Source organism: Pseudomonas arsenicoxydans (genome assembly GCF_006438915.1).
Classification (GTDB): domain Bacteria; phylum Pseudomonadota; class Gammaproteobacteria; order Pseudomonadales; family Pseudomonadaceae; genus Aquipseudomonas; species Aquipseudomonas arsenicoxydans_A.
Genome location: NZ_RCZE01000009.1, coordinates 38,643 through 59,131, shown reverse-complemented (window position 1 = coordinate 59,131; position 20,489 = coordinate 38,643). Strand labels below are relative to the sequence as shown.

The 20,489-nt window shown below is 61.1% G+C and carries 22 protein-coding genes; 9 read left to right on the top strand and 13 right to left on the bottom strand.

The genetic code is table 11. The features are described 5' to 3' along the window. Positions 1-74: 74 nt before the first annotated feature. Both EAH78_RS19215 and EAH78_RS19210 read right to left on the bottom strand, forming a co-directional pair. Positions 75-887: a class I SAM-dependent methyltransferase gene (locus EAH78_RS19215; protein ID WP_140668926.1), complete on the bottom strand. Its 813-nt coding sequence runs from the start codon at positions 885-887 to the stop codon at positions 75-77. A 36-nt stretch (positions 888-923) separates the two neighbouring features. Continuing rightward, complete coding sequence (locus tag EAH78_RS19210; protein WP_140668925.1) at positions 924-1,193, bottom strand: DUF4242 domain-containing protein; 270 nt, start codon at positions 1,191-1,193, stop codon at positions 924-926. 181 nt (positions 1,194-1,374) lie between these two features. Here EAH78_RS19210 and EAH78_RS19205 point away from each other — a divergent pair, with 181 nt between their 5' ends. Further along, a complete protein-coding gene (locus EAH78_RS19205; protein ID WP_140668924.1) occupies positions 1,375-2,367 on the top strand; it encodes an AraC family transcriptional regulator in 993 nt (330 codons plus the stop codon). A 9-nt stretch (positions 2,368-2,376) separates the two neighbouring features. On the opposite strand, the gene EAH78_RS19200 is transcribed toward EAH78_RS19205, so the two are convergent. The 3 genes from EAH78_RS19200 to EAH78_RS19185 all read right to left on the bottom strand — a co-directional run bounded on the left by EAH78_RS19200 (position 2,377) and on the right by EAH78_RS19185 (position 4,276). Continuing rightward, entirely contained in the window at positions 2,377-3,585 is a 1,209-nt protein-coding gene (locus tag EAH78_RS19200) for a cytochrome c biogenesis protein DipZ (RefSeq protein WP_140668923.1), read from the bottom strand. Positions 3,586-3,751: 166 nt separating this feature from the next. Further along, positions 3,752-3,964 carry a hypothetical protein gene (locus EAH78_RS19190; RefSeq protein ID WP_140668922.1) on the bottom strand — a complete coding sequence of 71 codons (213 nt, stop codon included), beginning with the start codon at positions 3,962-3,964 and terminating at the stop codon, positions 3,752-3,754. Positions 3,965-4,012: 48 nt separating this feature from the next. Then, positions 4,013-4,276 (bottom strand): DUF2790 domain-containing protein, encoded by a 264-nt coding sequence (locus tag EAH78_RS19185; protein ID WP_140668921.1) that lies wholly within the window; start codon positions 4,274-4,276, stop codon positions 4,013-4,015. Positions 4,277-4,583: 307 nt separating this feature from the next. On the opposite strand from EAH78_RS19185, the gene EAH78_RS19180 reads away from it, so the two are divergent. After that, the gene (locus EAH78_RS19180) at positions 4,584-5,324 is read left to right on the top strand and encodes a response regulator (protein WP_123436128.1); all 741 of its coding nucleotides are present in this window, start codon (positions 4,584-4,586) and stop codon (positions 5,322-5,324) included. Beyond that, positions 5,321-6,631: an ATP-binding protein gene (locus tag EAH78_RS19175; protein WP_140668920.1), complete on the top strand. Its 1,311-nt coding sequence runs from the start codon at positions 5,321-5,323 to the stop codon at positions 6,629-6,631. Before EAH78_RS19180 ends, EAH78_RS19175 begins: the two co-directional genes overlap by 4 nt. A gap of 225 nt (positions 6,632-6,856) precedes the next feature. On the opposite strand, the gene EAH78_RS19170 is transcribed toward EAH78_RS19175, so the two are convergent. From EAH78_RS19170 to EAH78_RS19160, 3 genes are all read right to left on the bottom strand, one after another. Next, the gene (locus EAH78_RS19170) at positions 6,857-7,615 is read right to left on the bottom strand and encodes an HvfC family RiPP maturation protein (protein ID WP_140668919.1); all 759 of its coding nucleotides are present in this window, start codon (positions 7,613-7,615) and stop codon (positions 6,857-6,859) included. Then, entirely contained in the window at positions 7,608-8,447 is an 840-nt protein-coding gene (locus EAH78_RS19165) for an HvfB family MNIO-type RiPP peptide maturase (RefSeq protein WP_140668918.1), read from the bottom strand. The genes EAH78_RS19170 and EAH78_RS19165 overlap by 8 nt, the downstream gene beginning before the upstream one ends. A 145-nt stretch (positions 8,448-8,592) precedes the next feature. Then, positions 8,593-9,915: an acetamidase/formamidase family protein gene (locus EAH78_RS19160; protein WP_140668917.1), complete on the bottom strand. Its 1,323-nt coding sequence runs from the start codon at positions 9,913-9,915 to the stop codon at positions 8,593-8,595. 470 nt (positions 9,916-10,385) lie between these two features. Here EAH78_RS19160 and EAH78_RS19150 point away from each other — a divergent pair, with 470 nt between their 5' ends. Beyond that, complete coding sequence (locus EAH78_RS19150; RefSeq protein ID WP_140668915.1) at positions 10,386-11,432, top strand: class I SAM-dependent methyltransferase; 1,047 nt, start codon at positions 10,386-10,388, stop codon at positions 11,430-11,432. An 88-nt stretch (positions 11,433-11,520) separates the two neighbouring features. Then, the gene (locus tag EAH78_RS19145) at positions 11,521-12,363 is read left to right on the top strand and encodes an NAD-dependent protein deacetylase (protein ID WP_140668914.1); all 843 of its coding nucleotides are present in this window, start codon (positions 11,521-11,523) and stop codon (positions 12,361-12,363) included. Positions 12,364-12,494: 131 nt separating this feature from the next. On the opposite strand, the gene EAH78_RS19140 is transcribed toward EAH78_RS19145, so the two are convergent. After that, positions 12,495-13,406: a LysR family transcriptional regulator gene (locus tag EAH78_RS19140; RefSeq protein WP_140668913.1), complete on the bottom strand. Its 912-nt coding sequence runs from the start codon at positions 13,404-13,406 to the stop codon at positions 12,495-12,497. A gap of 150 nt (positions 13,407-13,556) precedes the next feature. On the opposite strand from EAH78_RS19140, the gene EAH78_RS19135 reads away from it, so the two are divergent. The 3 genes from EAH78_RS19135 to EAH78_RS19125 are packed head-to-tail and all read left to right on the top strand — an operon-like array spanning position 13,557 to position 16,150. Then, positions 13,557-14,255 carry a CoA transferase subunit A gene (locus EAH78_RS19135; RefSeq protein WP_027925230.1) on the top strand — a complete coding sequence of 233 codons (699 nt, stop codon included), beginning with the start codon at positions 13,557-13,559 and terminating at the stop codon, positions 14,253-14,255. A gap of 36 nt (positions 14,256-14,291) precedes the next feature. Continuing rightward, on the top strand, positions 14,292-14,957 hold the full coding sequence (locus EAH78_RS19130) for a CoA transferase subunit B (RefSeq protein WP_140668912.1): 666 nt from the start codon (positions 14,292-14,294) through the stop codon (positions 14,955-14,957). An 11-nt stretch (positions 14,958-14,968) separates the two neighbouring features. Continuing rightward, on the top strand, positions 14,969-16,150 hold the full coding sequence (locus EAH78_RS19125) for an acetyl-CoA C-acetyltransferase (protein ID WP_140668911.1): 1,182 nt from the start codon (positions 14,969-14,971) through the stop codon (positions 16,148-16,150). A gap of 100 nt (positions 16,151-16,250) precedes the next feature. Here the strand turns inward: EAH78_RS19125 and EAH78_RS19120 are convergent, their stop codons facing one another. Next, entirely contained in the window at positions 16,251-16,853 is a 603-nt protein-coding gene (locus EAH78_RS19120) for an NADPH-dependent F420 reductase (protein WP_140668910.1), read from the bottom strand. A gap of 113 nt (positions 16,854-16,966) precedes the next feature. Between EAH78_RS19120 and EAH78_RS19115 the strand changes: the two genes are divergently transcribed. Beyond that, positions 16,967-17,860 carry a LysR family transcriptional regulator gene (locus EAH78_RS19115; RefSeq protein ID WP_140668909.1) on the top strand — a complete coding sequence of 298 codons (894 nt, stop codon included), beginning with the start codon at positions 16,967-16,969 and terminating at the stop codon, positions 17,858-17,860. Between the two features lie 92 nt (positions 17,861-17,952). Here EAH78_RS19115 and EAH78_RS19110 read toward each other — a convergent pair whose 3' ends face one another. The 3 genes from EAH78_RS19110 to EAH78_RS19100 form a co-directional block, all read right to left on the bottom strand. Next, the gene (locus EAH78_RS19110) at positions 17,953-19,272 is read right to left on the bottom strand and encodes an Nramp family divalent metal transporter (protein ID WP_140668908.1); all 1,320 of its coding nucleotides are present in this window, start codon (positions 19,270-19,272) and stop codon (positions 17,953-17,955) included. A 77-nt stretch (positions 19,273-19,349) separates the two neighbouring features. Continuing rightward, entirely contained in the window at positions 19,350-19,874 is a 525-nt protein-coding gene (locus EAH78_RS19105; protein ID WP_140668907.1) for a DUF3833 domain-containing protein, read from the bottom strand. A gap of 10 nt (positions 19,875-19,884) precedes the next feature. Beyond that, entirely contained in the window at positions 19,885-20,418 is a 534-nt protein-coding gene (locus tag EAH78_RS19100; protein WP_140668906.1) for a chalcone isomerase family protein, read from the bottom strand. Positions 20,419-20,489 lie beyond the last annotated feature (71 nt).

The window sequence follows — 20,489 nt, the reverse complement described above, 5'->3', positions numbered from 1 at the left end:
GTCAGTCAATGTAGATATCGACTGATCCGCCGCCTTCGCGAGCAAGCCCGCTCCCACATTAGTTCTGCATCAACTCAGCGTCTTGTGATGACTGCTTCGAGGTATTCACTGGGCACCACCAGCGATTTTTCTCCCGCCCTGTTCATCCGGTTGATCAGTTCAGTCAGGTCACTCTCAAATGCCCTGGCACCTTCGGGAGGCAGCGCCGCGAAGGCCTTGTGGAGCGGGCCGTACCAGTTGCGAAAGATATCGATGAAATGCGCCGCCGAGCGATAGCGGAAGTTGAAGGTTCGGCGCGTGACCTGAACCAGGAAGTTGCGCTCGTCAAAGTGCGAGTGCAACCAGGCTTCGGTTCCCCAGTTTGAGGGTGGTTGCGCGCCGGGAGGTGGCGGTATGTGACGGCCAAGGGTCTTGAACATCTGGCCGACGAAACCCTCGGGTGTCCAGTTCGCCAGGCCGATACGGCCGCCGGGGCGACACACTCTGGCCAGTTCTGAAGCGGCTTTGGCCTGGTCCGGCGTAAACATCACGCCGAAGGTCGACAGCACGGCATCGAAGCTGGCGTCGTCGAACGGCAACGCTTCGGCGTCGGCCACCTGGAAGCTGACTTCCAGGCGTTCTGCCCTCGCCCGGTCTTCGCCACGTTCCAGCAGCGCGGCGACGTAGTCGGTCGAAGTGACATTGCAGCCTCGACGCGCGGCGGCGAGTGTCGCATTGCCGTTGCCGGCGGCGACGTCCAGCACCCGCTCGTCACAGAGCAGGTCGCAGGCTTCGGCAAGCTGCTCGCCGACAATCTGCAACGTGGTGCCGATAATGGCGTAGTCGCCGCTGGCCCAGGAGGCCATCTGGCGATTTTTCAGGGCAGTGAGATCAATCGGTGTACTCATGAAGTCTGCTCCGTACGAATGGCGACCGACCGCTGCTTATTCCGCCGTGGTGGGATCAATGATGCTCGTCACTTGGGAAACACGGCTGGCCGGGAAACCACTGCGGGTGGCGTGTTCTTTGATGAGGGCTTCGCTGGGTGCGATGTACACGCAGTAGAGCTTGTCACCGGTGACGTAACTCTGAAGCCACTGCACCTCTGGCAACTCGCGCAACACGCCGCAGGACTTTAGCGCCGCGGCTTTCAAATCCCGTTCTGACAGTGTTCCAGCGCCGGGGATCTCGCGTTCTATGACGAACTTAGGCATGGCAACCTCTCATTCTTGTTATTGATGACAGGGTCGGTAGTGGCCCTGTGAGCCAACTATCGCCCCGGCGCACGCCGGCGTCCTGCCCGATCGTCGGCCAACCTTGTCCGATCGTCCGGAGGTTGGCCGCCTGGCGGCGACAGGCTCACAATCAGTGCGATCCCTACACCGGAAAACCTCCATGGACGCCCTGTCCCAAACCTTGCGGGTCGTACGCCTGGTCGGCGCGATTTTCATCAATGCCCGGTTCACCGCACCGTGGTGCTACCAGTCGCCCAGCGCCGACACGGCGGCGCCGTTTCTGGAGCCTGGCGCCGAGCGCATAGTGATCTTTCACTTGATCACCGAAGGCGAGTGCTACGTCGAACTCGGGGATGATCCTCCGCTGCTGCTGACGGCGGGCGATGTGGTGGTTTTCCCGCAGGGGCATGCCCATCGCATGAGCTCGACACCCGGGCTCGCACCCGCCAGCGGTGCGCGGCTGGACGTGGTGCTGGCGCGGCGTCCCCGGCAATTGAGTTATGGCGGAGGCGGCGCGGTGACGCGGTTGGTGTGCGGCTATCTGGCATGCGATACGCGGTTGGCCGGCATGTTGCTGACCGGGTTGCCCGCGGTGGTCCGGGTCAATGTGCGCGGTTCGAATGCAGGCCTGTGGCTGGAGTCTTCAGTGCGTTATGCCTTGGCCGAAGCTCGCTCGCCCAGGCCCGGTGGCGAAGGTGTGCTGGCGAAACTGGCCGAGGTGTTGTTCATCGAAGTGCTGCGCCTGCACATGAACGAACAGAGCGAAGGACGTACCGGTTGGCTGGCCGGGGTTGGTGACCGGATTGTCGGCGCCGCGTTGAACGCACTGCACAACAAACCCTGTCACGCCTGGACGCTGGATGAACTGGCGCGAACGGCCGGCACCTCACGATCGGTGTTGGCCGAACGCTTTCAGCAATTGGTGGGGAGTTCGCCGATGCAGTACCTGACGCAATGGCGGATGCTGCTGGCGGCCAACCTGTTACGCAGCAGTAACAGCTCATTGATGCGCATTGCCGAAGAAGTGGGTTACCAGACCGACACGGCGTTCAGTCGGGCCTTCCGTCGTGAATTCGGTGCACCGCCGGCCGCATGGCGACGCAGTCAGGCGAAAAAGCCAATGGCCCACGGCGCGGAGCCTGTGGGCCATTGATTGGGTCGCTTACGCTGCCGGGGCTTTCGCTTCTTGCAGCAGTTGCTGGATCATCTTCTCCTGCGTCTCGTAACTGCCTTCACCGAAGTGGGTGTAACGCACCTGGCCCTTGGCGTCGATCAGGTAGTGAGCGGGCCAGTACTGGTTGTCGAAGTTGCGCCAGATCGCGTAGTTGTTGTCGATGGCCACCGGGTAGGTGATGCCGAGCTTCTTCACCTGATCCTTGACGTTGTCGATGATGCGTTCGAAACCGTATTCCGGGGTGTGCACACCAATCACCACCAGGCCGTCCTTCTCATACTTCTTCGCCCAGTCCTTCACATACGGCAGCGTGTGCTGGCAGTTGATGCAGTCAAAGGTCCAGAAATCCACCAGCACCACTTTGCCTTTCAGCGATTCGTTGGTCAGGGCCGGCGAGTTGAGCCATTCGACGGCGCCATTCAGCGACGGCATGACGCCTTGGGCGTTGTCCATCGTATCGGCCTTCACTTTGCTGACGAAGTAATCGACCACTTTCGGCACGTTTTCCAGCACGCCTTTCTCAAGGCTGCTGACGCCTTCGGACGAGGTGCCGGCCAGCAGGGTTTTATCAGCGCCGGTGGAAATCACCGCCGCAGCCGCCAGCACCGCAACACCTGCACCCTTACGCAGCCAACCGGTGACCGGAATCGACGCTTTCAAGCGATTGACCAAGCCGCGACCGGCGAAGATCAACGTCCCCAGGGACAGTGCGCTGCCCAAACCGTACGCCAGCAGCAACAGGCTGGTTTGCGCATTGGCGCCTTGCAGCATGGCGCCGGTGAGGATCACCCCGAGGATCGGCCCGGCGCACGGTGCCCACAGCAGACCGGTGGCGACTCCGATCATGACCGAACTCAACGGGCCGGACATTTTGCGGGTGTCAGGGTCAAGGCGATTGCCCAGCGCCACGAACGGACGTGCCATCCAGTCACCGACCCGGGCCGAAATCAGCGAGAGGGCAAACAGCACCATCACGAACAGGGCGACATGGCGCCCGGTGTTGTTGGCTTGCACCACCCACTCACTGCTGACCACAGCCAGGCTGGAGATCAGGGCGAACGTCAGGACCATGCCGCCAAGCGTCAGCAGGATGGAGGAACGGGTACGTTTGACCCCGGCGAACAGGAACGGCACGACCGGCAAGATGCAGGGACTGAGGACGGTCAATATGCCGCCCAGGAAAGCGATGAGAAACATGGGATCACCTAATAAGGGGTGGCGATTCACACACAACTAATGTGGGAGCGGGCTTGCTCGCGAAGAGGCCAGTACATTCCATATTGATGTCGACTGACACTCCGCCTTCGCGAGCAAGCCCGCTCCCACACTAGATTGGTGGCGTTTACATGAGCGATGTCTGGCTTCAGGCAGTCTGGTTATCCAGATGCTGCCCCTGCGGCGTACGGCTATAACCCTCCTCGGCCAGAAATGCGTTGGAATCCTTGTGCGCCACCGGCGTCAGCTGGAAGCAGGTGGCACTGCCACAACTGTTCTGTTCAACAGCGGCATTGGCATGGGCGGCAGCGCCGGCGACGGAGAAGGCAATGGCGGTCAGGTAGCGGCTTACGTTGTTCATGAGGTTCTTCCTGTTTCAAAGGGGATGAGCACTGGGTGATCGCAGCAATCAGTTGTCCGAGTTGCAGTTGTCAGCCACTTTGCGGTAGTCCAGAACCTGGGTTTTGTTCTGCGAATCCAGGTAAGTCAGTTGCGCATCCACCACGCCACAGGCCGGGGTCGCGTCCTGTTTCAGCGACACGACTTTCTTGATGTCCAGATGGGTGCCGTAGGTGTAGGTTTTCGGGGTGACGTCTGCTTCGGCACGGGCCGACAAGGTGCAGATGTTCAGGGCAGCAAACAGGCAAGCGGCGTAGATGGCTTTAGTGTTCATGGTGGTTTCCTCAAGGCTTCAATGGGTAGGTCGTTCAATTGAGCCGAGGCGGTCTGGTTTGCCTCGATGGAACCTATTAGAAGCCTGCGAGGTATCTGGTCTGTGTCGAAAACAGACGCGTGTAAATCGGTACGTATCAAAGCCGCCCTGCGATACACAGCGATACAAAACCCCTGAAAAACCGGGTTTTTGCGTCTGCGTGTATCCGCCGCCAAGCCAGATACACTGCAATACAAAGGGCGGCGGGCAAGCGGACCAAGGCTCGATAGACTGCGTGGCATCCCCCACTTACAGAGGCAAGGCCCCCATGGAACACGTCGATCACATTCTCATCGTCGACGATGACCGCGAGATCCGGGAACTGGTAGGCAACTACTTGAAGAAGAACGGCCTGCGCACCACCGTCGTCGCTGACGGCCGGCAGATGCGTGCCTTTCTTGAAACCACGCCGGTAGACCTGATCGTGCTCGACATCATGATGCCCGGCGACGACGGCCTGATGCTCTGCCGCGAATTGCGCGCCGGCAAACACAAGGCCACGCCTGTGTTAATGCTCACCGCGCGCAACGACGAAACCGACCGCATCATCGGCCTGGAAATGGGCGCCGATGATTACCTGGTCAAACCGTTCGCCGCCCGCGAGTTGCTCGCCCGTATCAACGCCGTGCTGCGCCGCACGCGCATGTTGCCGCCCAACCTGGTGGTGACCGAAAGCGGCCGCCTGCTAGCGTTCGGGCGCTGGCGCCTGGACACTTCGGCCCGGCACTTGCTGGACGAGGACGGCACCATGGTCGCGCTCAGTGGCGCCGAATACCGGCTGCTGCGGGTATTCCTCGATCACCCGCAACGGGTGCTCAATCGCGATCAACTGCTGAACCTGACCCAGGGCCGCGATGCCGACCTGTTCGACCGTTCCATCGACTTACTGGTCAGCCGTTTACGTCAGCGTTTGCTCGACGACGCCCGCGAACCGGCCTACATCAAAACCGTGCGCAGCGAGGGCTACGTGTTTTCGCTGGCGGTAGAAGTACTCGGTGCACCCTCATGAACCTTGCGATTCGCTGGCCCCGCACCCTCGCCTCGCGGCTGTCGCTGATCTTCCTGATCGGCTTGATCCTGGCCCAGGCGTTGTCCTTCGGCGCGCAGTATTACGAGCGTTACGAAACCGCGAAAAACACCATGCTTGGCAACCTTGAGACCGACGTCTCGACCTCCATCGCCATCCTCGACCGCTTGCCAGCGGCGGAACGAATGAGTTGGTTGCAACAACTGGAACGGCGCAATTACCGCTATTTGCTGGATGAAGGTTCGCCGGGCACGGCCATGCATGACACGCCGATTGCGGTGACGTCGATCAAGGACGCCATCGGCAAGGACTACCCGATGACCGTGACCGACATCCCCGGCCCGATCAAACACTTCCAGGTCCACCTGAAACTCGCCGATGGCAGCCCGGTGACCATCGACGTGCGCCCTTCGATGGTGCCGCTGTCGCCGTGGCTGCCTGTCGTATTGCTCGGCCAATTGGCGTTGTTGATCGCCTGCACCTGGCTGGCCGTGCGCATCGCCATCCGCCCGCTGACGCGCCTCGCGCAAGCCGTGGAAACCCTCGACCCCAATGCCCACGCGGTGCACCTGGACGAAAAAGGCCCGACTGAAGTCGCCCACGCGGCCAAGGCGTTCAATGCCATGCAGGCCCGCATTGCCGCGTACCTCAAGGAACGCATGCAACTGCTGGCGGCTATTTCCCACGACCTGCAAACCCCAATCACCCGCATGAAACTGCGCGCCGAATTCATGGACGACTCCGTCGAAAAAGACAAACTGTGGAACGACCTTGGCGAGATGGAACACCTGGTACGCGAAGGCGTGGCGTACGCGCGCAGCATTCACGGCTCGACCGAAGAAAGTCGGCGCACCGACATGGACTCTTTCCTCGACAGCCTGGTGTTCGACTATCAGGACATGGGCAAAGACGTGCAACTGGGCGGAAAAAGTGAAGCCGTCATCAACACCCGACCCCATGCGTTGCGCCGGGTGCTGGTGAACCTGACCGACAATGCCCTGAAGTTCGCGGGCGCGGCTGAACTGAAGGTGGAAAACAAAAACGGCAGCCTGTCAGTGAAAGTCATGGACCGCGGGCCGGGCATTGCCGAGGAAGAGCTGGCACAGGTGATGGAACCGTTCTACCGGGTGGAGAATTCACGCAACCGCAGCACCGGTGGCACGGGACTTGGGTTGGCGATTGCACAGCAACTGGCGTTGGCCATTGGCGGGTCGCTGACGTTGAGCAATCGTGAAGGTGGGGGATTGTGTGCGGAGCTGAAATTGCCGATCCGACCTGTCGGTCAGTAAACGTGTAAGAGATATCCAGACACACCACTAACCCTGAGTGAGCCTTTGTGGCGAGGGGGCTTGTCGGAACGCCGCATCGCCCCGTTCGGCTGCGAAGCAGCCGTAAATCCAGGCGACTCGGTTGGCTTTAAAAAGTGCAGGGCCGCTTCGCGACCCAACGGGGGCAAGCCCCCTCGCCACAAAGGCTCACTCCAGGGTTGATGGGGTTTGTTGGGTTGTGGTGGGTCAGATTGCTACGCCAACCACCCCTTCCCCGTGCATCTGGCGCAACAACGCCGCGCCGCTCTCCATGAACTCCGCCGAACCGCTCGCCCCCGCCTCGACCGCCAGGCCTTCCAGCTGCGCAGCGCCGTTCAGCTCAGGGAATTGCTCGATCCGTTGCAACAATCGCCACGCCAACGGGCTCAGTTCGGAAAACTTCACACTCCAGTCCTCCGCCCGTCTCACCAGCAACAAGGTCGGCTGAGCCGGTGCTGCCTCGGGTTGAACATCCGGCCCGACCAATTGCACCGGCCAGCCATACGCCAGCGGCCACGCCAGGGGCGAAACCTGCAACGGTCGCTCCAGGATCATCGCCGCATCACTCGGTGCCAACGGCTCGGCATCGGACTGCTGCAACGCCATCTCGACCCATTCGTAATGCGCCAACTCGACCATGAACGGCGGCCAGGTGCCCTCGCTCAACGCCTGCGGTTCAGCCGCGAGAAACTCGATAAATTCCTTGGCGATCTCGCCGAATTTCGGCGTCTGCGCGCGGTAATCCCGCAGGAAAATCCGCACCAGCGTGCGCCACTGTTCATCACCGAGAATCTTGATCAGCACCGGGAACGTCCCGCTGAGCAACGTCGACAGGTTGGCGAAAATCAAGTCGCGATAGACCTGGGCCCGCGTCGCATTCATTTCACTGGGTGGCGCGCAGTGATCCGGGTCGCGCAGATAGCGGCCCAGGGTGCCTTGCTGTTCAACCAGGCTCGGCTTATCCACGGTTCATCCCCTCGGTTTGCAAGCGGCGAATGGTCTGCAATTCGGCCACCAGTTCAGAAAACGCCGGGAAGTTGAAATCCCGCTCCAGCAGCGTCGATTGCGCGCCGAAGCGGGCATAGGCCTGCGCCAGCAACGACCAGACCACCGGTTTCACCGAGGCGCCGTGAGTGTCGATTTTCAAGGTGTCGGATTCGTCAAAGTGCCCGGCCACGTGCATGCCCACCACCCGGCCTGAGTCGACATTGGCCAAAAAGGTCAGCGGATCGAAACCGTGATTGATCGAGTTGACGTACACGTTGTTGACGTCGAGCAGCAGGTCGCAATCGGCCTCGCGCAACACCGCGTTGGTGAAGGTCACTTCGTCCATGTCCTGCTGTGGCGCGGCGTAATAGGAAACGTTTTCCACCGCCAGGCGCCGCCCGAGAATGTCCTGTGCCTGACGGATGCGCGCCGCCACGTGGTGCACCGCTTCTTCGGTGAAGGGCAGCGGCAACAGGTCGTAGAGGTGACCGTCATCGCTGCAATAGCTCAAATGCTCGCTGTACAGCGGCACCTGATACTGGTCGAGGAACACCCGGACTTCTTGCAGGAACCCGACATCCAGCGGCGCTGGCCCGCCGAGGGACAACGACAAGCCGTGACAGGACAAGGGGAACCGCTCGGCCAGGGTGCGCAGTGCATGGCCATGGGCGCCGCCGATGCCGATCCAGTTTTCCGGTGCGACTTCCAGAAAGTCGAAATCGCCGGTACGGGCGGCTAGAAGGTCTTTCATTAAACCGCGACGCAGGCCGAGCCCGACGCTGGCCGCGATGGAGGAGGAAGAGGTCTGCATGGTGTCGATCTCAATGATTGCCATAACGGAATCACAGTTAATCGAAGCGCTGTATCGGGGCTGTGTTCGGTTACGGCGGCAAATCGGGTTGGATGTATCGGCAGCGGGTCTGTACACACTTCGGTACAGACCCGTGGGGTTGGCGTTATGCCAAGTCGTATTTCTCGCGTACCAGATGGCCGATGCCGAACCGGTCCAGCACGGTCATCGGGCAGAGGAAGGTCACGCGGACGGTGCCGGGCAAGCGGCTGATGTCGATGGAGCCGGTGATGGTGGCGCGGTTGAGCACTTCGTCATACGACAGGCCGGTGACCGAAGCGGCGCGCTTCAGGCCGTTTTCCACGGCGACGTTGAGGTTTTCGCCGCTGCCGATAAAGGTGATCGGGCCGCTCTGCTCGATCTCGTGCTGCCCCCAACGCTCGCCCAGTTCGCGGACTTTCTGCCGTTGTTCGGCAGTCATCGGCCGGGCCATGGGTGGCAGGTCATCGAGGTTCTGCAGGAGGATCGGCCCTTCCAGGGTCAGGTGCTTGATCACTTCCACCTGCACTTCGGTTTCCCCGGAGCAATCGGTGGCATGCCCGGCGATTTCGCCGTTGCCCTGCTGGGCATGCATGTCGCCCATGTACACCCCGGCGCCGGGCACTTTAACCGGGCAGATCAGCACGCAGCCTTCGCGGATCGAGTTGGTGTCCATGTGGCCGTCAGTTTTCGCGGCGTGCAGTTCCTCACGGGTCATGCCGAAACGGTGCGGTGCGTTGATCAGGTATTGGCCGAAATCGGCGCAGTTGTGCGAGTCCGGCAAGTCACGGGACGGCGTGGTGCCGATGTTGCCGAGGAACGGGCGCATGTGCGCGGCGACGCCGGGGATGTCGGCGCGGGCCAGCGACAGGATCGAATGCTGGGCGGCGAATTCCGGCAGTGCCGACATCTCGGACGCATTGCCCGCCAGTCGGTTGGCAACGTCCTGATTGACGGTCAGGCTGACTTGATTTTGCGCATCGAACACAATCACGTAGCCGTGGCTGAAGCGAAACGCGCTGACTTCAGCGCCGCAGTTGTTGCAACGAATGGCTGCTTCGCCGATGCCTTCGACGTGGCTGGCCGGGTGGTCGGTGCCGCACTTGGAGCAGAATTTGGAGACGAACGGATCGCCGTTATAGCGCCCCTCGACAAAGCTCATGACCCCGGAGGACGTCGCCAGGGAGGTCACGCGCATGCTTTTGATCTTGATCGCCACTGCGTCGCCGACCTCGGCGCCAGCGATGGCCACCGGTTGCGTGACTTCGTGGCCGCCTTCGAACGCCGGCGTGATCATCGGCCCCCAACATCCCGGCGGCGTGCCGGTGATCAGCGTGCCACCGTCGGCCAGCGGCCCGAGCATGGGCTGGCTTGGGCCGATGATCCCTTGGGTGTAATGGTCGACGCGCAGGCGATTGACGGGGTTGGTTTCAGACACAAGCGTAGTCATCAGGGGTTCCCTTCACGGAGTGAGAATGCCTCGGCAGAACCGGAGTTCGGGCGCTGGATGGCTTGTACAGTTCATCGCAGGTTTGTATCCGGGCTGTGTTCGGCAATGGCCGGTTGTTGGAGAGAACTGTATCCAGCGGCGCGATAGATACAGTGCGATACACACCACCATTCCCCCCTGGAAACACAAATCCCTTGTGGGAGCGGGCTTGCTCGCGAAGGCGGTGCGTCAGTCGATATTTATGGTGACTGACACACCGCCTTCGCGAGCAAGCCCGCTCCCACAGGGGTTCTGTGTCAATCAGGGAAACGGGGTTTCGTCGCTTCAGGGCGCAGCGCGCAGCCTGCGGACTAAACTTAATGCACACAGGACGTGCTTGGCGTCCTGTTCATTCCCACGACCACCGCCCAGAGCCGAACGCCTCGAAAACAAGCCCTCTGGACCGTGATCCTGCCAAAGGAGCACACGTGATGGACGAGGCCAGACTCAATGATTTCATGGGCAAACTGGTGAACGACATGGGCGGCGCGGCGATGCTCGCCAATGTCATCCTCGGCGAGGAACTCGGCCTGTACCGGGCCATGGCCGACAGTCAGCCGATCAGCCCCGAAACACTCGCCGGTAAAACCGGCTGCAACCCCCGCCTGGTGCGCGAATGGCTCAGCGCCCACGCCGCTTCCGGTTACATGGAACACCGCGACGGCCAGTTCCGCCTGCCCGAAGAACAAGCCCTGGCCCTGGCCATCGAAGACTCACCGGTCTATATCGCCGGCGGTATCGGCGTGGTGGCGTCGTTTTTCCATGACAAGGACAAACTGGTCAAAGCCATGCGCGGCGACGGCGCCCTGCCTTGGGGCGATCACCACCCGTGCATGTTCAGCGGCACCGAACGGTTTTTCCGCCCCGGTTACAAAGCGCACCTGATTGCCGAGTGGCTGCCGGCCCTGGATGGCGTGGTGGCCAAACTGGAGGCCGGCGCGAAAGTCGCGGACATCGGCTGCGGGCATGGCGCGTCGACAGTGATCATGGCCCAGGCGTACCCGGCCTCGCGGTTTGTCGGGTTCGACTACCACGCGCCCTCCGTCACCATCGCCACCCAACGTGCCGAAGAAGGCGGCGTGGCCGCACGCGCAAGGTTCTTCCAGGGCACCGCCAAGAGCTACCCCGGCGATGACTATGACCTGGTCTGCTACTTCGATTGCCTGCACGACATGGGCGACCCGGTGGGTGCGGCCAAACATGCTTATGAGTCGCTGAAACCGGACGGCACGGTGTTGCTGGTGGAGCCTTTCGCCAACGACTCGCTTGACGACAACATCACCCCGGTGGGACGGCTGTTCTATGCGGCTTCGACGTTCATCTGCACACCGAACTCGCTGTCCCAGGAAGTCGGTCTCGGGCTCGGCGCCCAGGCCGGTGAAGCGCGGTTACGCAAGGTCTTCACCGAGGCGGGGTTCAAGACGTTCCGGCGCGCCACCGAAACACCGTTCAACCTGATCCTGGAAGCACGTAAATAAGCCTCAATCATCACCCGGACAGCCGCACTGTCCGGGTGATCGGTCTGCTACGCTGCACACACTCAAGGCCCTTCCCGGAGTGTTGAACATGCTCGACAGCCTCCTGCGCGAACAACTCGAGCGGCTTCGGCAACTCATGGCTGACCAGCCGTTCGTGGTACTGACCGGCGCCGGTATCAGCACCCCGTCGGGCATCCCCGACTACCGCGACAACCAGGGCGTGCGCCGCGGCCGGCAACCGATGATGTACCAGGAATTTCTCTCGGCCCCGCAATCGCGCCGACGCTATTGGGCACGGGCCATGCTCGGCTGGCCGCGTGTGCGCCTGGCGCAGCCGAACGTCGCGCACGAGGCGTTGGCCAGTTTGCAAAGCAGGCAGCAGATCAACGGCCTGATTACCCAGAACGTCGACACCTTGCACGATCAGGCCGGCAGCCACGATGTGATCGAACTGCACGGCAGCCTGCACCGGGTGCTGTGCCTGGATTGCGGGATTCGCACCGAGCGGGATGTCATTCAGCGGTTGATGGAAGCGCAGAATCCTTACCTGGCCGGGGTCGATGCGGTACAGGCGCCGGATGGCGATACTTTGCTGGATGCGGCGTTTGAAGCGCGGTTTCAAGTGCCGCAGTGCCCGCATTGCAAGGGCGAGCGGATGAAGCCGGACGTGGTGTTTTTTGGCGAGAACGTGGCGCAGGTGACAGCGGCCAAGGCGATGGTCGCGGTGGAAAAGGCTGCGGGGCTGTTGGTGGTCGGGTCTTCGTTGATGGCGTACTCCGCGTTTCGGCTGTGCCGGGCGGTGGCGGATCAGGGGAAGCCGTTGATTGCGATGAATCTGGGGAAGACCCGGGCGGATGACATGCTGGATCTGAAGATTGAAGGCTCGTGCGAACAGCTTTTGCCCCTGCTGGCCCAGCGCCTGATCACTTAACAACTGACGAAGACTCAATCTAGTGTGGGAGCGGGCTTGCTCGCGAAGGCGGTGGGTCAGTCGATATTGATGCTTATTGATACACCGCCTTCGCGAGCAAGCCCGCTCCCACATTAGATTTGTGTAAGTCATCAGGCCGGTGTTGACCGGATGGACATACTTTGGCCGAGCTCTTCCTTGAGGATATCGAACAACGCCTGCGCCGCCGCCGACAGTTCACCGCCAGGCTGGGTCAACACGCCGATGGCCCGTTCCAACACCGGATCGCGCAGCGTAATGCACTTCGCACCGAGCTCCTGCATCTGCCCCGCGCACAACGCCGGCACCGCGCTCACACCCAACCCGCTGGCAACCATCCGTCCCACCGTCGCCAACTGATGACTTTCAAACTCCACCGGCAATTTCATCCCCTGCGCCTGTAAATGTTCCTCCAGCATCACCCGCACCGTGGACGGTCGCTGCAAAGTGATGAACGGTTCCTTGAGCAGCGTATGCCAGTCGATATCAGCCTGCTCAGTCAGCGGCGAATCCTTGGGCACAATGGCCACGAAACGGTCCATGTACAGCGGCGTGAACGCCAGTGACGAACTCTGCGTCGGCTCGAACGCCACGCCCAGCTCAACCTGGCGGTCACGAACCATTTCCAGCACCTGCTCGTTGATCACATCATTCACCGTGACGTTGACCTTGGGATAACGCGCGCGGAAGGTCTTGAGAATCGGCGGCAGGAGGTTGCCGGCAAACGATGGCATGGCCGCCAGGGTCACGCGGCCGCGCTGCAAGGTGAAGCGCTGGCGCAGTTCGTCCTCGGCATTGTCCCAATCGGCGATCAACCGGCGGGCCAGCGGCACCAGCGATTCGCCCTCGGCGGTCAGCGCCACGTTGCGCGTGTTGCGTGTGAACAAGCGCCCGCCCAGGCCCTCCTCCAGCGCCTTGATGGTCAGGCTCAACGCCGATTGCGACAGATGGAGGCGTTCGCAGGCCACGGCAAAACTCAGGCTCTGGGCCACGGCCAGGAAGGCGCGGATCTGCTTGACTGTCATGGCCGGTGGCTCCAACGTAATACGGATGTTCGATTGGTGAGTTTTATCTATCAATCCACCTTAAAAATCAACTTAACAAATGAATTCAACAGCGAGACACTCCCTCCCATTCGGCTAGCCAGCCGCCCACAAAGAATAAAAGAGGTGCATATGGCAGGTTTCGACAAGCGCGTGAGTTCCTACGAGGAAGCTCTGGCAGGTCTTGAAGACGGCATGACCGTGATCGCCGGCGGCTTCGGCCTGTGCGGGATCCCGGAAAATCTGATCAACGAGATCAAACGCAAAGGCACCCGCGACCTCACCGTCGTCTCCAACAACTGCGGCGTCGACGGTTTCGGCCTCGGTGTGCTGCTGACAGACCGCCAGATCAGCAAAGTGGTGGCCTCCTACGTCGGCGAAAACAAGCTGTTCGAAGAACAGCTGTTGAAAGGCGAAATCGAAGTCGTCCTGACCCCGCAAGGCACCCTCGCTGAAAAAATGCGCGCAGGCGGCGCCGGCATCCCGGCGTTCTTCACTGCGACAGGCGTTGGCACCCCGGTTGCCGACGGCAAGGAAGTCCGCGAATTCCATGGCCGCAAGTACCTGATGGAAGAGTCCATCACCGGTGACTTCGCCATCGTCAAAGGCTGGAAAGCCGACCATTTCGGTAACGTGATCTACCGCCACACCGCCCAGAACTTCAACCCGCTGGCCGCTACCGCCGGCAAGATCACCGTGGTCGAAGTCGAAGAAATCGTTGAACCCGGCGAGCTGGACCCGGCGCAGATCCACACCCCTGGCATCTACGTCGACCGGATCATCTGCGGCACGTTCGAGAAGCGCATCGAACAGCGCACCATCCGTAAGTGATCCCCTGCCCCCGGACCGAATGAAGGAATAACAACAATGGCACTTTCCCGCGAACAAATGGCTCAACGCGTCGCCCGCGAAATGCAGGACGGCTTTTACGTGAACCTGGGCATCGGCATTCCGACCCTGGTCGCCAACTACATCCCTGAAGGCATGGAAGTCATGCTGCAGTCGGAAAACGGCCTGCTGGGCATGGGCCCTTTTCCGACTGAAGAAACCATCGACGCCGACATGATCAACGCCGGCAAACAAACCGTGACCGCACGCACCGGCGCGTCGATCTTTTCCTCGGCCGAGTCCTTCGCGATGATCCGCGGTGGCCATGTCGACCTGACCGTGCTGGGCGCCTTTGAAGTCGACGTGCAAGGCAACATCGCCTCGTGGATGATTCCCGGAAAACTGGTCAAGGGCATGGGCGGCGCCATGGACCTGGTGGCTGGCGCAGACAACATCATCGTCATCATGACCCACGCGTCCAAGGACGGTGAGTCCAAACTGCTGACCCAATGCAGCCTTCCGCTGACCGGCGCCGGTTGCATCAAGCGCGTATTGACCGACCTGGCTTACCTGGAAATCGACAACGGCGCGTTCATTCTCAAGGAACGTGCACCGGGCGTCAGTGTTGAGGAAATCGTCGCCAAGACTGCGGGTAAACTGATTGTTCCCGATCACGTTCCAGAAATGCAGTTCGCTGACCAGTGAGGAATCCTTCCATGCAAGACGTCGTCATTGTTGCCGCCACGCGTACCGCGATCGGTAGTTTCCAGGGTTCTCTGGCCAATGTTTCTGCCGTTGATTTGGGCGCTGCGGTCATCCGCCAGCTGCTGGCACAGACTGGCCTGAACCCGACTGAAGTCGATGAAGTGATCATGGGCCAGGTCCTGACCGCCGGCGCCGGGCAAAACCCTGCGCGCCAGTCCGCGATCAAGGCCGGCCTGCCGTTCACCGTGCCGGCCATGACCCTGAACAAGGTCTGCGGTTCGGGCCTCAAAGCCCTGCACCTGGCCACCCAGGCCATTCGCTGCGGCGATGCCGACGTGATCATTGCCGGCGGCCAGGAAAACATGAGCCTGTCCAACTACGTGATGCCGGGTGCTCGCACCGGTCTGCGCATGGGTCACGCGCAAATCGTCGACACCATGATCAGCGACGGTCTGTGGGATGCGTTCAACGATTACCACATGGGCATCACCGCCGAGAACCTGGCCGAGCAGTACAGCCTGACTCGCGAGCAACAGGATGCCTTCGCCGCCGCCTCCCAGCAGAAAGCCACGGCGGCCATCGAAGCCGGGCGTTTTGTCGATGAGATTACGCCGATCCTGATTCCTCAGCGCAAGGGCGATCCGCTGTCCTTCGCCACCGACGAACAGCCGCGCGCCGGCACCACCGCTGAAGCGCTGGGCAAACTGAAACCGGCGTTCAAAAAGGACGGTTCGGTGACCGCCGGCAACGCGTCGTCGCTGAACGACGGCGCCGCTGCCGTAATCCTGATGAGCGCCGACAAAGCCAAGGCCCTCGGCCTGCCAGTGCTGGCAAAAATCGCCGCGTACGCCAACGCGGGCGTCGACCCGGCGATCATGGGCATCGGCCCGGTGTCGGCCACGCGTCGTTGCTTGAGCAAGGCCGGTTGGTCCATCGACCAACTGGACCTGATCGAAGCCAACGAAGCCTTCGCCGCGCAATCACTGGCGGTGGCCAAGGACCTGGAATGGGACTTGAACAAGGTCAACGTCAACGGCGGCGCCATCGCCCTGGGTCACCCGATCGGTGCATCGGGCTGCCGCGTGCTGGTGACCTTGCTGCATGAAATGATCAAGCGTGACGCCAAGAAAGGCCTCGCCACCCTATGCATCGGCGGTGGTCAGGGCGTGGCATTGGCGATCGAGCGAGCGTAAAGCTTTTATCAGACGGCGCGGGGACCCACGAATATCTGTTCGTCGTCTGGCAAAACACCCGGTGCGACTCACGTCGCACCGGGTTCTTTTTGTCTGGCGGTCAGGCAAATTTCACCAGATTCAGCAACGGCAGTGGGCCGCCTGGAAACTGCGTCAGCCGCGCCCCGATGCTCAACTCCCCAAGATCAATCCCGAAGAAGCCCAGCTGTTCGATCAGCGCCGCCACTTGAGCTTTCGCATCGGCATCATCACCCGAGAGAAACAGCACCCGCCGCCCGCCCACCGCTGCCGGATCGCTTTCCAGAAAACGCGCTTGAAGGTGATTGAACGCCTTCACTACCCGCGCGCCGGGCACCCATTCGGCAAACACTTCGCTGGAAGTGCGCCCCTGCAAATCCACCGCCTTGAACGACGGCGCCTCAATTGAGTTGTTGGCGTCGATGACGATCCGTCCGCCAAAATCCGGCAGACCGGCGAGCGCGGTCGGCAACTTCGACCAGTTCACCGCGACCAGTACAATCAGCTGCGCAGCCGCTTCTTCACGGGTTCCGGCTCGTGCCGTCGGCCCGAGTTCCTCTACCAGCGAAGCCAGGGTTTGCGGTCCGCGGCTGTTGGCGATGACCAGTTCGATGCCTTGACGCGACAGGGCTCTGGCAAAGGCTTCGCCGATGGCACCGGCGCCGATGATTCCGATAGTGCTCATGAATATTCACTCCGAGGGGGTTGTCGTTGGAGTGAATACTGCGCTTGCCATTAGCGCTTGATTAGTCGGTAATGCCTTGAATGATTTTCAAGCATTACTAGCAGGTGCCGCTAATGGAAACCCTCGCCAATCTTGAGTCTTTTGTGCGTAGCGCCGAAACCGGCAGCTTTTCCGCGGCGGCACGCTTGCTGGCGCTGACGCCCGCTGCAGTCAGTCGTAACGTGGCGATGCTTGAGCGAAACATCGGTGTGCGGCTGTTCCAGCGCTCGACCCGCAAGCTGTCGCTGACCGAGGCCGGCGAGGGATTTTTGGCAAGCATTGGCGGCAATCTGGAGGCGTTGCAGGCGGCGATCAATGCAGTGAGCAGCGACCGGGGCGAGCCTGCCGGCGTGCTCAAAGTCAGCCTCGCACCGACGTTTGGTATCGGCCATGTGCTGCCATTGCTGCCGGCCTTTCTTGAGCGTTATCCATTGATCAAACCGGAATGGCACTTCGAAAACCGCCCCGTGGATTTGATTGCCGAAGGCTACGACGCGGCCATCGGCGGCGGCTTCGAACTGACACCCGGTGTGGTTTCGCGCACGCTGGCAGCGGCGGATGTAGTGGCGGTGGCGTCTCCCGCTTATCTGGCCGGACGAGCATTACCGGACGATCCGACGCAGTTGTCCCGATTCAACGGGATTGCGATGCGCGGCAGCCGCACCGGGCGGATTCGTCAGTGGGTCATGCAGGATGGCGCGGGTCATGAAGCGCCGGTCAGTCTGAGCGAAACCATCGTGCTCAATGACCCGGCGGCCATGCGCGAAGCGGCGCTGCTAGGGTTGGGCGTGACGCTGCTGGTGTTGCCGGACGTGAGCGCCCACCTCCAGCGTGGCGAACTGGTGCGCTTGCTACCCAACTGGCACGCGGATGCAGGACCGATTTCGCTGTACTACCCGAGCCGGACATTGATGCCGGCCAAGACCCGGGTGTTCATAGACTTTGTGGTTGAAGCATTCCAGAAGTAGACCGCGCGATCGTTATTCGCGAGCAAGCCCGCTCCCACATTTGACCGCGATCGAATGTGGGAGCGGGCTTGCTCGCGAAGAGGCCCTGACAGTCACCCCAGAAACTGGAAGATCAACCAGGAATTGGCCCCACTGATCACCACAAACAATCCCCACGCCAACACCCGTGTAGGCCAGCGATTCACAAACGTCCCCATCAACGCGTGATCGTTGGTCATGCGAATCAACGGGTATAACGCAAACGGCAATTGCAAACTCAACACCACTTGGCTCAACACCAGCAACTTGCCAATCGCACTGTCGCCCATCAGCCATACCCCGATGAATGCCGGGATCAGCGCCAGCCCCCGGGTGATCAAGCGCCGTTGCCAGCACGGAATCCGCAGGTTCAGGAAACCCTCCATGATCACCTGCCCGGCGATGGTGCCGGTAAAGGTCGAACTCTGCCCCGACGCCAGCAACGCCACGCCGAACAACACGCTCGCCAACGCCCCGCCCACCAGCGGATCCAGCAAGTGATAGGCGTCCTGGATGTCCACCACTTCGGTATGCCCGGTCTTGTGGAACGCGGCCGCGGCAAGTATCAGGATCGCCGCATTAACCAGCAGCGCCAACGCCAGCGAGCCGATGGTGTCGATGCGTGCCAGGTTTACTGCGTCCTGCTTGCTGGCCAGGTCTTTGCCGATCATTCGGGTCTGCACAATCGAAGTGTGCAGGTACAGGTTATGCGGCATCACGGTGGCCCCGAGAATGCCGATGGCCAGGTACAGCGGCGCGGCATTGCCAATCGCGGACAGTGACGGCATAAAGCCGCGCGCCACGTCCGGCCAGTAAGGTTTGATCAACAGCAATTCGACGAAGAAACACACGCCGATGGTGCTCACCAGCACCAGCATGATCGCTTCCAGACGACGGAAACCACGGTTTTGCAGGGCCAGCACTAGCAGCGTGTCAAACGCCGTCAGCGCGATACCAAACGTCAGCGAACACCCCAGTAACAGATGGAACGCCAACGCACAGCCAAGTACTTCGGCAAGGTCAGTGGCGATGATCGAGATTTCCGCCAACACCCACTGCGTGCGTACCGTGCGCGTGCTGTAGCGCTCGCGGGACAATTGCGCCAGGTCGCGCCCGGTGGCAATGCCCAGTCGCGAACACAGGCACTGGACCACCATCCCCGCCAGACTCGCCAACAACACCACAAACAACAGGCTGTAGCCAAACCGCGAACCGGCCTCGATGGCGGTCGCCCAGTTGCCCGGGTCCATGTAGCCGATGGACACCAGCAAACCCGGCCCGGCAAAGCTCAGCACCCGTTTAAAGAATGAAGCGCGCGGATCAACGGCAACAGTGCCGGCCACTTCCGGCGGGCAAAACGGCGCCGTGGCGACTTTGGGTAGACTGAATTTCACGCACACATCCGTCGACAGGTCGAAAAGCGCAGCTTAGAGGTTTCAGCCCATGCGCCCAAGGGGCAAATACCCGTGTATCAGGCGCCGTGGCGGCGGAAGAACAATGTCACCTGACCCAACTCAACACCGAACTTGGTCATGGCTGAGCGATTGGCCATGGTGTTTTCGTCCAGCAAGTACATCCAGTCGTCGAAATGCACTTGGTAGACCTTGTCGTCCACCGGCAGGCTGAGTTCATAGCGCCAGTGCAGCGCGTTGCCGGCGACCTCACCGTGGGACTCGCCGACCACATCGCCGGCCGTACCGCGCCAACGGCCAGGGCCGTCTGGGTACAACGTCCAGACTCGGGTCTGCCTGGTGCCATCGCTGTAGGTAAAGGCTTCATGCATGATCAGGTTCTGGCCGTCCATTCGGCTGCTGATCAGCACATGAAAGCGCTTGATCACCTCGCCCGAGCGCTTCTGGAACATTCCCCAGCCATCCACTCGCCCGACGAAGAACCCGGGTAGATCGAGCTTGGGGTTTTGCTCGCTGTAGCGCTGCACATTGACTCCGCAACCGGCCAGGCAGACGCACCACACCAGCAGCAGATTCTTCAGCATGTCATGCACCTCAAGGCTTGGCGCTGCCCAGCAACTGCTGGCGCAACTCGGGATTACGTGTACGTGGGTCGAGCCAGATATCGAAAAAGGCCCGGGCGAATTGCGGGTCGTTCACTTCGTGTTGCGGTTGCTGGCCGACAAAGAACCGCGCGCCCTGCCCAGGCAAATAAACGCCGGTAATGCGGGTGCCGGCTTTTACATCGACGAACGACTGTTGCATCTGCACCTTCCAGCGATCGAGTTGCTCAGTGCTGACCGAGGCGCCGGACAATCGCTTGATTTCATCGACACTGGCCTGTACCAGATCATCTCGGGAAATGCTGCGCTGATAGATCAGTTCCAGGGCAAACGGCTGGTCCGGCGACAAGGGCCGTCCCGCACTCCAGAGCCGAGCGTTGTAAACATCGAACCCGAACACCCGAAAATCGCCGGTGCCGATAATCTGCGCACCGGGCAATGCTTCCTGCCAATTGGCCAAGACCTGGGTGCTTGCCAATCCCAGCAACAACACACCATGGAGCAGGCGTAATCGGAGTCTGTTCATCGCGTTCTTCACCTTGGGCACCTGCTAAAAACTTATACGCAAAGCATGGTTTTGTACAACTATTTGAGCTG

What these genes read in the sequence shown, in the direction of transcription:
- EAH78_RS19215 (WP_140668926.1), bottom strand. Translation starts at nt 887, where the DNA reads ATGAGTACACCGATTGATCTCACTGCCCTGAAAAATCGCCAGATGGCC.
- EAH78_RS19210 (WP_140668925.1), bottom strand. Translation starts at nt 1,193, where the DNA reads ATGCCTAAGTTCGTCATAGAACGCGAGATCCCCGGCGCTGGAACACTG.
- EAH78_RS19205 (WP_140668924.1), top strand. Translation starts at nt 1,375, where the DNA reads ATGGACGCCCTGTCCCAAACCTTGCGGGTCGTACGCCTGGTCGGCGCG.
- EAH78_RS19200 (WP_140668923.1), bottom strand. Translation starts at nt 3,585, where the DNA reads ATGTTTCTCATCGCTTTCCTGGGCGGCATATTGACCGTCCTCAGTCCC.
- EAH78_RS19190 (WP_140668922.1), bottom strand. Translation starts at nt 3,964, where the DNA reads ATGAACAACGTAAGCCGCTACCTGACCGCCATTGCCTTCTCCGTCGCC.
- EAH78_RS19185 (WP_140668921.1), bottom strand. Translation starts at nt 4,276, where the DNA reads ATGAACACTAAAGCCATCTACGCCGCTTGCCTGTTTGCTGCCCTGAAC.
- EAH78_RS19180 (WP_123436128.1), top strand. Translation starts at nt 4,584, where the DNA reads ATGGAACACGTCGATCACATTCTCATCGTCGACGATGACCGCGAGATC.
- EAH78_RS19175 (WP_140668920.1), top strand. Translation starts at nt 5,321, where the DNA reads ATGAACCTTGCGATTCGCTGGCCCCGCACCCTCGCCTCGCGGCTGTCG.
- EAH78_RS19165 (WP_140668918.1), bottom strand. Translation starts at nt 8,447, where the DNA reads ATGCAGACCTCTTCCTCCTCCATCGCGGCCAGCGTCGGGCTCGGCCTG.
- EAH78_RS19160 (WP_140668917.1), bottom strand. Translation starts at nt 9,915, where the DNA reads ATGACTACGCTTGTGTCTGAAACCAACCCCGTCAATCGCCTGCGCGTC.
- EAH78_RS19150 (WP_140668915.1), top strand. Translation starts at nt 10,386, where the DNA reads ATGGACGAGGCCAGACTCAATGATTTCATGGGCAAACTGGTGAACGAC.
- EAH78_RS19145 (WP_140668914.1), top strand. Translation starts at nt 11,521, where the DNA reads ATGCTCGACAGCCTCCTGCGCGAACAACTCGAGCGGCTTCGGCAACTC.
- EAH78_RS19140 (WP_140668913.1), bottom strand. Translation starts at nt 13,406, where the DNA reads ATGACAGTCAAGCAGATCCGCGCCTTCCTGGCCGTGGCCCAGAGCCTG.
- EAH78_RS19135 (WP_027925230.1), top strand. Translation starts at nt 13,557, where the DNA reads ATGGCAGGTTTCGACAAGCGCGTGAGTTCCTACGAGGAAGCTCTGGCA.
- EAH78_RS19130 (WP_140668912.1), top strand. Translation starts at nt 14,292, where the DNA reads ATGGCACTTTCCCGCGAACAAATGGCTCAACGCGTCGCCCGCGAAATG.
- EAH78_RS19125 (WP_140668911.1), top strand. Translation starts at nt 14,969, where the DNA reads ATGCAAGACGTCGTCATTGTTGCCGCCACGCGTACCGCGATCGGTAGT.
- EAH78_RS19120 (WP_140668910.1), bottom strand. Translation starts at nt 16,853, where the DNA reads ATGAGCACTATCGGAATCATCGGCGCCGGTGCCATCGGCGAAGCCTTT.
- EAH78_RS19115 (WP_140668909.1), top strand. Translation starts at nt 16,967, where the DNA reads ATGGAAACCCTCGCCAATCTTGAGTCTTTTGTGCGTAGCGCCGAAACC.
- EAH78_RS19105 (WP_140668907.1), bottom strand. Translation starts at nt 19,874, where the DNA reads ATGCTGAAGAATCTGCTGCTGGTGTGGTGCGTCTGCCTGGCCGGTTGC.
- EAH78_RS19100 (WP_140668906.1), bottom strand. Translation starts at nt 20,418, where the DNA reads ATGAACAGACTCCGATTACGCCTGCTCCATGGTGTGTTGTTGCTGGGA.